At 46.8% G+C, this 13599-nt stretch carries 9 protein-coding genes and 1 tRNA gene; 3 read left to right on the top strand and 7 right to left on the bottom strand.

Going from position 1 to position 13599, the window contains the following annotated elements:
• Positions 1-4 precede the first annotated feature (4 nt).
• A complete protein-coding gene (locus GX419_10325) occupies positions 5-3781 on the top strand; it encodes a DUF4981 domain-containing protein (GenBank protein ID NLI25088.1) in 3777 nt (1258 codons plus the stop codon).
• Positions 3782-3904: 123 nt separating this feature from the next.
• Here the strand turns inward: GX419_10325 and GX419_10320 are convergent, their stop codons facing one another.
• From GX419_10320 to GX419_10310, 3 genes are all read right to left on the bottom strand, one after another.
• Complete coding sequence (locus tag GX419_10320) at positions 3905-4702, bottom strand: hypothetical protein (protein NLI25087.1); 798 nt, start codon at positions 4700-4702, stop codon at positions 3905-3907.
• Positions 4703-4798: 96 nt separating this feature from the next.
• The gene (locus GX419_10315; GenBank protein ID NLI25086.1) at positions 4799-6358 is read right to left on the bottom strand and encodes a right-handed parallel beta-helix repeat-containing protein; all 1560 of its coding nucleotides are present in this window, start codon (positions 6356-6358) and stop codon (positions 4799-4801) included.
• Positions 6327-7235, bottom strand: coding sequence for a DUF1684 domain-containing protein (locus GX419_10310; GenBank protein ID NLI25085.1), 909 nt, complete (start codon positions 7233-7235; stop codon positions 6327-6329). Before GX419_10310 ends, GX419_10315 begins: the two co-directional genes overlap by 32 nt.
• 111 nt (positions 7236-7346) lie before the next feature.
• On the opposite strand from GX419_10310, the gene GX419_10305 reads away from it, so the two are divergent.
• Positions 7347-7435, top strand: a tRNA-Ser gene (locus GX419_10305).
• Between the two features lie 199 nt (positions 7436-7634).
• Here the strand turns inward: GX419_10305 and GX419_10300 are convergent.
• From GX419_10300 to GX419_10285, 4 genes are all read right to left on the bottom strand, one after another.
• Positions 7635-7880, bottom strand: a complete 246-nt coding sequence (locus tag GX419_10300) for a hypothetical protein (GenBank protein NLI25084.1) — start codon at positions 7878-7880, stop codon at positions 7635-7637.
• A 1-nt stretch (position 7881) separates the two neighbouring features.
• Entirely contained in the window at positions 7882-9294 is a 1413-nt protein-coding gene (rlmD, locus tag GX419_10295; GenBank protein ID NLI25083.1) for a 23S rRNA (uracil(1939)-C(5))-methyltransferase RlmD, read from the bottom strand.
• A gap of 92 nt (positions 9295-9386) precedes the next feature.
• The gene (locus GX419_10290; GenBank protein NLI25082.1) at positions 9387-10421 is read right to left on the bottom strand and encodes a uroporphyrinogen decarboxylase; all 1035 of its coding nucleotides are present in this window, start codon (positions 10419-10421) and stop codon (positions 9387-9389) included.
• A gap of 36 nt (positions 10422-10457) precedes the next feature.
• Positions 10458-11540 carry a LacI family transcriptional regulator gene (locus GX419_10285; protein ID NLI25081.1) on the bottom strand — a complete coding sequence of 361 codons (1083 nt, stop codon included), beginning with the start codon at positions 11538-11540 and terminating at the stop codon, positions 10458-10460.
• A gap of 115 nt (positions 11541-11655) precedes the next feature.
• On the opposite strand from GX419_10285, the gene GX419_10280 reads away from it, so the two are divergent.
• Positions 11656-13587 carry a sialate O-acetylesterase gene (locus GX419_10280; GenBank protein ID NLI25080.1) on the top strand — a complete coding sequence of 644 codons (1932 nt, stop codon included), beginning with the start codon at positions 11656-11658 and terminating at the stop codon, positions 13585-13587.
• Positions 13588-13599 lie beyond the last annotated feature (12 nt).

The raw sequence follows: 13599 nt of genomic DNA, 5'->3' as shown, positions 1-13599 counted from the left end.
ACCTATGAGCGGGAAGTTTCTTTCACTGCTGCTTGCTGCAGCCCCACTTTTTTCTTTCAGCCAGGAAAAAGACTTTGTTAACGATGTTTATCACTTTATTGAAAATCCGGCGATTCTGGAAGTAAACCAGGAACCTGGCCATGCCTTTCTTGTGCCGTTCAGAACCGTTGACGAGGCGATAAGGAAATCAGCCGGCCAATCAGAATTTTTTCTTTCACTCAACGGACGTTGGAAATTCAACCTGGCTGAATCACCCGAAAAGGCACCGGCAGATTTCTATAAAGAAACGTTCAATGACACGAACTGGCCTGAAATAGCTGTTCCCGGAAACTGGGAAATGCAGGGTTTTGGCGATCCCCAGTTCCGGAATGTAGCCCAACCATTCCGGTCTGATCCCCCCAAAATACCCCATGCTGATAACCCGACCGGTTCCTACCGGAAAACATTTATTCTGCCAGCCGGATGGAAAGGAAAGCAGGTTTTCCTGCGGATTGAAGCTGCTACTTCGGCCTCATTTATATGGATCAATGGAAAACAGGCAGGATTTAACAAAGGTGCCAACGAACCGGCCGAATACAACATTACTCCCTTTCTGAAACCCGGAAAAAACCTGATCTCAATTAGGGTGACAAAATATTCTGACGGCACTTATCTGGAAGATCAGGATTTCTGGCGGCTGGCAGGAATTTTCAGAGATGTACGCCTGGTGGCAAGAGAAAATATCTTCCTGCGCGACTGCTTTGTTATGGGCGATCTTGACCCGGATTACCGGAACGGGATTCTCCGGGGAGAAGCAGAAGTGGCCAACTATGGAATAGCGGATGCTGAAGGATATCAGCTGAGGGTAAGGCTTTTCGACCAGAATTACCAGGAAGTCATCCAACCTCTTTTGTATCAGTTTCCTGTCGTAACCAGAGGAAAAACCGCCATTGTCCCATTTCAGACCCCGGTTGATAATCCGGTTAAATGGTCGGCCGAGTACCCCAACCTCTACATCACAGCCTTTGAACTGATTGACAGGAAAGGAAAGACATGCGAATCTGTTTCGGTAAAAACGGGGTTCAGAAAAATTGAAGTGAACCACCAGGTATTGCTCCTGAACGGAAAACCATTGAAACTGAACGGGGTGAACAGCCATATGCAGCATCCCGACCTTGGGCATGCGATGGACCGGGAAACCATTATCAGGGATTTTACCCTGATGAAACAGTTCAATATCAATTGCGTACGCACCTCCCATTATCCTCCGGTAATGGACTACCTGGAACTGGCTGACGTGTTTGGAATATATATTGTGGACGAAACCGGAGATGAAGCACATGCAACCGAATTTTTGTCAGGAAGACCCGAATGGCGCGCAGCATACGTAGAGCGGGCCAACAAAATGGTTCTGCGCGACAGAAATCATCCCTGTGTCATTTTCTGGAGTGCAGGTAATGAAAGCGGTGAGGGAGAAAACATCTGTGCCGTCATAGCCGAAGGAAAACGGCTTGATCCGACCCGCCTGTGGATGTACGGAGGAAATACCGATGATGTGCGCTGGAAAAATGAAGTACCCTGCGAAGATATTATTGGGCCGAGGTATCCGACACCCTATGAGATAAAGACACGCATTGCCATGGTTCCGGAAAGCCAGGATCCAAGGCCATCGTTTATGGATGAATATGTGGCGGCCACAGGAAACGGAGCTGGCGGCCTGGATGAATACTGGGACATAATCTGGAATTATCCCCGCTGTGCCGGAGGAGCTATCTGGGACTGGATGAGTCCGGGCATCAGAGAAAAGGTGCGCCTGATAGAAGATGCCTCTCCCAACAAGATCCAGTGCGCCATCAAAGGAAGAGCACAGCTGGTTTCTGGTCTCTCCGGCCAGGCAGTGCAGCTCAACGGCCATGACCAGTGGATTGATGTGTACCGGCACCCGATTCTCGATATATCAGGAAATGAACTTACTTTAACGCTCCGGGTTAAACCGGGAAAATGGAACGGTGACGGGCATTTCCTCACCAAAGGCTCCTGGCAATATGGCATCATTCAGTCTGAACCCGACTCTCTGGCCTTTTACCTTACTACCTCCGGAAAACATGTATTGAAGGTGCCGGTTCCCCGTCCATGGGAAGAGAAATGGCATCAGATTGCCGGCGTTTATACCGGTTCGGAAATGCTTCTTTACGTCGACGGGTTCCTGGCCGGCAGAAAAGCCTGTTCAGGCCCTGTTGCCAATAAACCTTTCCCGGTGAATCTGGGCCGGGATGCCGAAATTGACGGGCAGGAATACCCCGGGTCAACAAACAACGCCACCTTTGATGAAGCCGGCATCTTCAACCGGGCGCTGAGCGAAAAGGAACTCTCCTCGGTGAGCAACCTGAAAAAGGACGCTTTGCTGTGGCTTGACTTTGAAAAGGAAATTCAGGCCGGTGATTTTTTCAGCACCGGCATAGGAGGCCGAACATACGGACTGGTGTGGCCCGACCGAACACCACAGCCTGAGCTCTGGCAGGTGAAGAAAAGTGCCCAGCCGGTTTCCGTAAAACTGGTTGATCAGGATGCTCTCCGCTTTGAAGTATGGAACCGGTACCTTTTCACCCCGCTGAGCGAACTTGAAACCCGCTGGGAATTATGGGAAGATGGTGCTATGCTTGCCGGAGGCATGCTTCCTTTGAATGTACCGCCACAGAAAAGGGATACCTTCTCCCTTCCGCTGGCCAAACCTGAACTGAAACCCGGCTGTGAATACAGGGTTCGCATCCGTTTTCTCCTGAAAAAAGACCAGATCTGGGCAAAAGCCGGCCATGAAGTTGCATGGGATGAAGCCGAACTACCCTGGCATGTTCCGCAGGAAACTCCGGCCGTGCTGAACGGAAAAGTGAAAGTTGAGGTTGATTCAGGCAGGATACAGGTGCTCGGAAGTAATTTTTCCTGTGCTTTCAACCGGCAGACAGGAATTCTTGAATCGATATTATACGACGGAAAAGAATATCTGCGAAACGGTTTCGGGCTGAACGTATGGCGTGCTCCCCTGGCCAATGAGAAAGATGCCTGGACCATCTGGAAAGCACATCTTACGGATACCAAACCCGGCATGGGAATCGATGCCGCCAATGCATGGAGATCCCTTGGTCTGGATCACCTGCAGTCATATCCTGAAAAAATTACCTGGAAAACCAATGCCGACGGTTCCGTAACCGTAACCGTCGTCTCCCATTCAGAAGGAAATGATTTTACCACCGCCTTCGACAACACCTTTTCCTGGACCATCTATGGCAACGGGCTGATCAGACTGAGGCACAGGGTCATTCCGCAGGGTATCATGCCCCAGTGGATTCAAAGGATGGGAATACAGTCGGTAGTTTCCGGAAGTCTCTATAAAGTAAGCTGGTACGGTCGAGGACCCTTTGAGAACTACCCCGACAGAAAAAGCGGTGCAAAAACCGGAGTTTATTCCTGTACAACGGAAGACATGGAAGAACCCTACCTTATTCCTCAGGATCATGGCCTGCGATGCGACGTACGCTGGCTTACCCTGGAAAGTCCCGACGGATACGGTATAAGAATACAAGGGAAAAGCCTGTTCAATTTCAATGTGTATCCATACACTACCGAAAACCTCACACGTGCCGCCTATCCTTACCAATTGGTCCGCCAGGACGGGTTCACGCTGAACATTGATTATGCGACCAGCGGTGTGGGATGTACTGCTGTATCGGTTCTCAACCAGTACAGGGTGCTTCCTGCTCCTGCTGAGTTTGAGCTTGAATTCTTTCCTTACAGGAAGCAGTAATGACAGAAAAACATAAAAATCCTTCAATATATTGAAGGATTTTTATGTAATTCCTTCATTAAACTGACGTATTTTTATAAAATTGCGTCAGTGTATTGAAAGAATTTTATAGAATGGCAACTGTTACTCTTCAAATAATCTGGTAAAAAGTTGCAGCCACAGCTTGTCATATTTCTCCCAGCGCTGGAGGTTAATGCCCCAGTGGGGAGAAGCACTGGTGGTAAAAGCAGAAGCTTTTCCCTTTCCGAATCGCTGAGCTGCCAGCAGAGGATACCATTTTCCGTCATAGCCAATTTCCAGAATGCAATCGGCTCCCGGCCTGAGTGAAGTTTCATTGAAACCAAGAATGGGAGGGATTTCATCAAAGGGAATTCCTTCAATAACCGGATGACCGGGATGAGGCGCACGGACAGGGAAACTGGCCGTTGATTCGATCAGATCGTCACCCTGCAGGCAAACAACAGGCAAGACATTGTGAAACAGGCTCCTGCCCCATCCGCCTTTGCCCATCTCGCCGCTGAATGAATTCCAGCCACCCAGCATATGAAAATGCCCTCCGTTATTCACCCAGTCTTTCAGTAAAACAAAGCGGTCAGGAAAGGTTACATATTTATCCCATTTGTTTCTGTTGAAAAAATCGGGATGAAGATGCAGGCATTTGGTTTCGACATCACCAAATACAATGGTGGTAGCCCATCGCAGTCGTTCGTCAAATTGTTCGGGCGACATATTATACAGGTTCCATGACGGTTCCGATATAACCTCTGCGCCGGGAATCTTTTTCAATGCCTCAACAAAATTTTTTGCATAGTTCAGAAATTCAACTCCTTTTGTTGAATGAAAAAAAGGAGATTCAATGTAGGTTTGACCGGTGTGAAAGCACCAGTTGCCTACATGCCAGATTCTGAGTCGTTTCATCATAATAAAATTGATTTTCAATGGTATGATGGAATCCACATGTTCGTCATTTTATTACCACTGTGTTCGAGCTTGCAAAACATATGGGTTTCATAGCAATTATTCTTTTGTTTTGCAAAGGAATGCCCCAAGGGAAGGCTTGGTGCCAATAGCCGGCACGGATCCTGTGAAATCAGGAAAGGGACCGGGAAGGTTAACGCCGGCATTGCATACCGGAGAGCCGGGTGCCGGTCGGAACCAGGCAATCTCTTTCAGAAACCTGACATCCATTTTCAGACTATCGCCCTGCGGAGGAAGGTTCAGCAACGGATCAGCAATCAGTGCTTCCCTGTCAAATGAGGCATCAGGCTGGAGGAGATTGCGGCTCTGATGCCATTGCGACCAGTAGAGGTTATGACGAAACGTCGATGTAAGCGAATCCCCTCCGGCCATCCTTTTTTCCCCGCTACCCACAAGGAAGATGTTGTTATAGAACAGCATGCCGCGGTAGCTTCCTGGCTGAAAATTACAGCCATATCCGGCATCATTGATAACGGTATTGTTGAAAATATAAGCAGTCCCCATGGGAACAGCATAGGGGTCGCACCAGACAAAGACTCCGGCTTTCCCGTTTTTCTTTCCATCGAGGTAACTTATATTGCAGTAAATCGTATTGTTGTTCCATTCAGTGGCACCGGCATACTGGAAAAGGCCATAGCCGCCTCCTTCATTGAAGGCCGAAAGGTTCCACCGGACTACGGAATTGGTAACCCCTCCGTCGAGGTCAAATCCGCCTCCGTCGGCACCAGTGGGAGAGGTCTTATTGTGGTGAGAGTAGCAATACTGAATTACGATGCTGTCGCTCATATAGGTCCATATTCCCACCGGGCCGTTTCCTTCGCGGGGCATATCCCATCCGTTGTTCATGGCTTCGCAATATTCAATCACCCCGCGGGTAACTCCTCCCAGAAGAATTCCGTTTCCGCTGTGATTGTTCAGCACCATGGGTGATCCGGGATTATTTTCAGCGGTACAATATCCAATGTACACATCGTACACCGATTTTGTTCCGGAACACGGCAATCCTGCACAGTCTCTTCCTCCTGACTCGACATTGATACCGGCAAATCCGTTATCGTGAGCATACACATGGGTTATGGAGATATGGCTCCCCCCGGTAACCCGGACGCCGCACCAGCCAAAACCCTCTGCTTCCAGGCTGTCGACTGCGGTATAATGAACCTCATAAAGATCCACACCACTGCCTGCATTGCCTTTCAGTCGACCGGCACCCTCTACCCGGATATTCTTCACCACCACATGTGAACCACCTTTGATTTTAATTGCAGTACCTTTATCTGCCATAATTATAGCTCTCCCCCCGCCATAGGAAGATATCGCGATTTCATTTCCCGGCCGGCCATTTAGGTTTTCCAGGATCAGACTATCATTAAATACCTCCCCTGCGGCCAGAAGAATCGCATCCCCCGGCTTCAGACAGAGTGTTCGCGCCCGGCTGAGCGTGCGAAAAGGATTTTGCTCCGACAACCCGTCATTCCGGTCATCGCCGTTTGCCGGACTAAAATAATACCTGTGGCCGGAAGAGGAACATCCGGCCAGTAGCAGAAGCACAAACAGAAAGCTGATACTAATGCGCATATACATGAGGATCTTTTTCACCTGCAGTAATTTTTACCGATAACAGATTTTCTTTCGGGGGCAAGGGACATGTAGCATAGGGTGTAAAAGCACAGGGAGGATTGTATGCCCGGTTGAAATCAAGAACAACCTTTCCGGTTAAGTCGGGTTCGTCGGCCTGAAGGAACCTTCCCGCCCCGTATGTTTCTACGGCACTGGTTCCATCGCCAAAAATGATAAAAAACCCCTGCCCTTCCTTGAATGGGAGAAGGGTCTGCTTTCGCCCCTCCAGTTCAAATATCAGCTTACCCGGTACAGTATATTCTTCAAGCGTTCCGATTACCGTATGCACATACATTTTTTGGGGTTTTTCAAAAGGATGGAATTGTGCTGTTATTTTCCATGCGCTGTCAGGAGGATAACAGGGAATTGAATCGAGTGAAGAAGAAAGAGGGCTGTTCAAATCGCGCAACCTTATGCCCAGAAGCGTGTCCCTTTTTATGAGGTAAAATACCAGAGATCCCATTCTGAGAGCAGTCGGATGTCCGGTAGCATCAGACTCAAGAACAACAGACCGGACCTGTTTGCCTTCCGATTCAATGACGACACCGGGATGGACTTCCAGGGTGACCAGTGAATCTTTTCTGATAAATTTTCCTGCTACCGGAGGGGCCGAAGGCGGGAAAACCAATGCACAGGAACTGTCGCTTCCAAATGGATTGATCCCTTGCTGAAGCCAGTAAAGTCCAGCCAGGTTCAGCCATCCGTTTTCGCTTTTCAGGCGTTCCATACGGTTCTTTTGCCATGCTTTCCATGACTGAACAAAGGCAGGTGTGGTAGGAGGTTTATGCCCGGAACAGGAGCAAAGCAAGAGCATCAGGAGGAAAAAGGGTACCCGGAAAATACTTTTGCTGATCATATTAGTTGATAGGATGAAAAATTTTCAGTTCGTCAGCAGTAAAAATAAGATATTTCCCATAATCCGATTCATTTGGGATAACATGAAAAAAATTTACCTTTGCAGCTCTCAGGAGAGATGCCGGAGTGGCCGAACGGGGCGGTCTCGAAAACCGTTGTCCCGCTTCCGCGGGACCGAGGGTTCGAATCCCTCTCTCTCCGCAGCCGCAATTTCCCGCTGAAAGCGGGATTTTTTTATAGGACTGAGTCCGACGCAAGCTCGCTTGCACGAGGACGAAGGACTATAAAAAAAGCAGCCGGAGCGAAAGCGAAGGATGCCATTGCGGCTGCTGGATCCCCCCAATCAGGGATCATCCCGCAAACGATGAGTTACGAAAACTGCAACAGACAGAAAGAAGAATTACTGCGGTTTATCGGGCTTCTTCACTTTCACCGACTTCTGCCATACAATCATTTCCCTGGCATGACGGTATAACTCTTCGGCCATTTCCTTGTTTCCGTCCTCTTCCAGTAATTTTGCATAATAACGTAAGGTTGCAGGGGCGTATTTATCCTGGGCACGCAAAAGGAAAACCGGTTCATCATCAGGAATCTTGCCTTCCTTGTCGATGATGCGCCGTATATAGTCTTCACGGGTAAATTTCATATCATTGATTTATTTTCTCCAGCAAAGCGACACTTTCAACATGCATGGTATGGGGAAACATATCAACCGGCTGAACCTTCGTAAGCCGGTACAATGAGGACAGCAGTGCAATATCTCTTGCCTGCGTGGCGGGATTGCAGCTTACATAAACAATTCGTTCCGGCGAGGCCTTCAGCACTCCCCTGAGCACATCCTCATGCACACCATTCCTCGGTGGATCCATGATCAGCACATCGGGCCTTCCCTCTTTTTGCAGAAATTCATCTGAAAAAATTCTTCTGATGTCGCCGGCATAAAACACTGTATTTTCAATGTTGTTAACCGCCGCATTGATTTTTGCATCCTCCACCGCTTCGTTCACATATTCCAGACCAACTACCTTTCCGGCCTGTCGCGAAAGAAACAAAGCGATTGTTCCGGTACCGGTGTAAAAATCATAAACGGTTTCTGATCCTTTAAGCCCTGCATATTCCCTGACAACGCGATACAGGTTCAGTGCCTGACGGGTATTGGTCTGAAAAAAAGATTTTGGACCTATCCTGAATGTAAGATCCTCCATCTGTTCGGTAAGAAACTCCTTTCCTTTATAATGGATGACATCCAGATCAGACCAGGCATCGTTGAGCTTGGGATTGATAACATACCAGAGGGAAACAATCTGCGGAAAACGTTGGGACAGTTCATCGAGAAAGGCAGTACGGCGTTCTTCATCCTCATGTTTCAGCATCACTGCCACCAGAAATTCGCCTGAAGCATTGTTCCGGATCAGAAGAGTCCGCAGTAAGCCCTCATGTTTTTTCGGATCGTAAAACTCCATATTCAGTTTCAGGGCAATCTCTTTTGCCGCTCTGCGTATAGCATTTGAAGGTTCCGGCTGAAGGAAACATTCTTCGATGTCCAGAACTTTGTCGAATTTTCCAGGAACGTGAAATCCCAGAGCGGGTAAACCGGATGAAGGAATCTCTTTCCCGATCTCGTCGTCATAAAGCCACCGGAGAGGATGAAAGGTAAATTCCAATTTGTTTCGGTAGAAAAGGGCTTCCGGTGACCTGAGGATGGGTTGCAAGGGTATATCATCTATTTTTCCGATCCGTTCCAGTTGTTCCTTTACCTGGGTTTCTTTAAAAAGAAGTTGTTTTTCATAGGACAGGTTCTGCCAGGTACAACCTCCGCATATTCCGAAATGGCGGCAAAAGGGTTGTGTACGAAAGCTGCTTTCAGTAATGACTTTTTCAATAACACCTTCCCAGTAATTCTTTCTGCGGCGAAAAATGCTCACATCAACCACATCACCGGGAACAGCTCCTTTTACAAACACCACAATATTTCCGTATCGTCCCAGGGCTTTTCCTTCGGAAGCATACGAAGTAATTTCAAGCCGCAAGGTATCTTCCTTCTCAGTTTTTAGATTCATGCAATAATTTAGCAGTATCTCCGTTGGCAAAGATAGTTTGATTTTGCCAGAAGCAGAGAATCAGGAAAAACTCTTGCCGGGCAGATCAGGTGTCAGCCCAGTTCTCGGACGGCTGTAATAAATTCTCTAATGTTTTCAGTGGGTACATCAGGAGGCATCCCACCACCGCATGACCAGATAATCCTTGTTGTATCAACAACTGAAGCACCCGCTTCTCTTACATGTTTTCGTATTTCTTCGGCCGAACCATGAGCAAGAATATCCCGGCCCGGAATATTTCCCAGAAGGGTAACTTTATTTTGTGTCAGCTTTTTCATTTCGTCCAATCCATGTTCATGGCTGAAATTAAACAGATTGATTCCCATTTCATGCAGATAGGGAGCACAAATCAATCCATAAGCGTCGTTATGGAAAAACTTTACCTTTACCGGGAAACTTTCATAAATTTTTTTCAGATAAGGATAGGCAAACTCCTTGAAATTATACTCGTCAAGAAATCCAACGATATCGTCCAGGATGAGGATTCCGTCAATCTCCCGGAAGGTTTCCATCTGAAAAGATATCCAGTCGATGATGAATTCAGTAATCACATCGAGACCTTTCCTCGTTTCTTCAGGAGTCATGGTGACTGCCATCAGGAATTCCGTTGTTCCTGTGAGGAATGATGCAATATTGAGAGGTCCCCGTGAAACGGCAAATTTAATCTCATGGCCTGTAGCACGGATTCTTTCCTGGTTATGCACCAGGCGTTTGATGACGAAAGGAAGCAAGCCTTCTTTCCTGACATCCGGTTTGAGAAGTGAACCAAAACCCTTTTCCGCATCATGAATCTTTCCGGGGAATGGAAAATCATTTTCCGGCCAGATAAGCTTTGCTCCGAATGCTGATGGTTCGGTACACATACCAAATTCTGACCAGAAACCAGGGAAAAATAATACTTCGGAAAAATCCTGTACCACTTTGCGATTGGCCTCAAACCAGACTTCAGGATTGACGTAGTAATCCAGTATGGATACTTTGTACCAGCCAGGGATCCAGGGACTGTCAATAATAAATCCGATCAGTTTTTCCTTAGGTTTTTCCCCGGCAATTACTTTAAGCAATAATTCCCATTGATCTAAGGTCATTTAATTCAAGATTTGCGTTAACTGATTTAACCTTTTCTAATCAGAGGTCAAAGCTCCCTTTTTTCTTGCTTCAGACTGAGATTTTGATGAAGATTTACCCAATCTGGCAGAAGATTCCCGAATGATAAGTGAATGGCTGAGAATAATGGTGCTAAGAATTTCGGATTGTCTGTTAGTGAGCAGGTTAATGAGGGAACCAGCTGCAATCTCGCCCATTTCACGTCCCGGATAATGGATCGTCGTAAGATGAGGTTCAACTACACTGGAAATAGGATCATTGTTAAAACCCACTACCGCAACTTCCTCCGGTATTTTTACACCGTTCTTCTTTAGTTCACAAATCAATGAAACAGCCGAGGTGTCATTGGCCGCAAAAACTCCGTCGGGAAGTTTTTTCCAATCAAGCATCTGCCGGGCGACTTCTTCTCCTGACTGTCGGCTCAGATCGCTGTAAATAATCAGATTTTTATCGGGTTTGATTCCATGGTCCATCAGGGCCTGTATATACCCTTTGTAACGTTCAGAATATACATTCCGTAACATGCTCCCGCCCAAATGAACAATTCGTTTGCAGCCCTGATTTATCAGATGTTCTGTAGCCTCATACCCCGCCTTGAAATTATTGATTACCACACTTTTGCATTTAGGATGATCACAAACACGGTCAAAGAATACCACAGGAATACCTTTTCTGAAAAGAATACTCAGATGTTCGAGCGACTGTGTTTCATAGGATAAAGAAATCAGTAATCCATCAATTCTGCTGTTGTAAAGGGTGTTGATATTGGCAACTTCTTTTTGCGCAGATTCCTGCGATTGGCTGATAATGAGCTGATAACCTGCCTGATTGGCAACCTTTTCCATACCTGAAATCACGGTGGACATAAAGTAGCTGTCGAGCCGGGGAATGACGACCCCAATGGTATGCGTCCTCCGCTGCCTTAAATTACTGGCAAATTTATTCTGCTGATATCCTAGCCGTTTTGCAATTGCAAGAATCTTCTTCTTCAGTTCCGGCTTTACATGGGGATGATCTTTCAGTGCCCTGCTAACAGTTGATGCAGAAATACCAAGTTCTTCAGCAATATCATATATGGTTACATCCTTACCGGTAGTCATCGTCTGTGATTATAATGCAAATTAAACACAAAATTTAAATTAAGGAAAATTTTTTCAAAATATTTTGCAATCGGTTGCAATATTTTTATTTTATCTTTAAAAAAAAAAATTTCATATGAAGAAGTTCTGGATATTGCTATTTCTGAATTTGATAACACTCTCTGTCACGGGGAAAATCCGCCTTCCACGACTGGTCAGCAATGGCATGGTTCTTCAAAGGAATAGTGAGATAAAAATATGGGGGTGGGCCGATCCCGGGGAAAAAATTACTGTTGCATTTCTTGGAAAAGATTACTCAACGAAAGCAGATGCGGTAGGAGATTGGTCTGTTGACATTATGCCCGCCAGCGCCGGAGGGCCTTACTCCATGACGATTATGGCTTCGGACACAGTGGAAATCAAAAATATCCTTCTGGGCGACGTATGGATTTGTTCCGGCCAGTCGAATATGGTACTGCCAATGGAAAGAGTCCGTTATGCTTACCCTGAGGAAGTTGCCCACGCAGAAAATAATTTTATCAGGCAATTCCTCATAAATACCAATGCTGTCTTTTCAGGCCCACAGACAGATGTCCCAAACGGAACATGGGTTCCTGTCAACCCAGGCACAATACTCCGGTTCAGCGCTACGGCCTATTTCTTTGCGAAGAATCTGTATGAGAAATACCATGTGCCTATTGGAATTATTAATGCAAGTGTAGGAGGCACACCCATACAGGCCTGGATGAGCAGGGATGCTCTGAAGAATTTTCCCGTGTACCTCGAAGAGGCAGATCAATGCAAAGACCCTGAATACATCAGTCGCATCATGGAAAAGGAAAAGAAACAGGCCCGGGAATGGTACAATACCATCAAGGCATCCGACAAGGGCTTGCTTCATAGCCCTCCCTGGTATGATCCCTCATTTGATGATTCCCAATGGCCTGTTATGACGATTCCTTCTTTCTGGGAAGAGAAAGAACCGGCACAAATCAACGGAGTAGTATGGTTCCGGAAAACTATTGTTTTACCCGAAAACTTTGTCCATAAACCAGCATCTCTGCTCCTGGGCAGAATCGTAGATTGCGACTCGGTCTATATTAACGGTGTCTTCATAGGAACCACATCTTACCAGTATCCTCCCCGCCGGTACAATGTACCCGGAAATATTCTGAAACCAGGTGAAAACACAATCGTTATCCGGGTTATCAATTTCAGAGGCAGGGGAGGCTTTATTAAAGACAAACCCTACCAGCTGATTGCAGAAAATGACACCTTTGACCTGAAAGGAGAATGGCATTATATGATCGGTATAGCAATGCCACCCCTCCCCGATCAGACCTTCTTTCACTATAAGCCGACCGGCTTGTATAACGGAATGATTGCTCCTTTCATCCGATATGCCATCAAAGGAGTTGTTTGGTACCAGGGAGAAAGTAATGCGAATAACCCATCGGAATACAGCCTTCTGTTCAAAAACATGATTACCGACTGGAGAAAGAAGTGGGGACAGGGGGATTTTCCGTTTCTGTTTGTCCAGCTTCCCAATTTTATGGAACCAAAAACAACTCCCGGAGAAAGCCGATGGGCTGAACTGAGGGAGGCCCAGGCAGAAGCACTTGAACTTCCCTGCACAGGGATGGCCATTACCATCGATATTGGAGAATGGAATGACATACACCCCCTCAACAAGAAAGATGTGGGAAAAAGACTGGCCCTGGTGGCAGGCTCAGTTGCTTACGGAGAAGGAAAATTAACCAGTTCCGGTCCATTATTTTCCACATACAGAATTAGAGACAAATACGTAATTATAAAATTTAAGAACACTTATGGAGGGCTGACAACAAAAAACGGCCTTCCGCTAAGGCAGTTTGCCATATGTGGTTCTGACCACAACTATATCTGGGCGCAGGCTGTCATCCGGCATAACAGGGTCATTGTATGGAATGATCAAGTGCCACATCCTGTTGCCGTAAGGTATGCCTGGGCTGATAATCCAGAAGGTGCCAACCTGGCCAGTAAAGACAGACTTCCTGCTTCTCCTTTCCGGACAAGCAAAAAGTACTGATAATGAATTCAA

The organism is Bacteroidales bacterium, from assembly GCA_012517825.1.
Lineage (GTDB): Bacteria > Bacteroidota > Bacteroidia > Bacteroidales > JAAYUG01 > JAAYUG01.
Note: the sequence above shows the minus strand (reverse complement) of the source record. Positions and strands in the feature narration are given on the sequence as shown.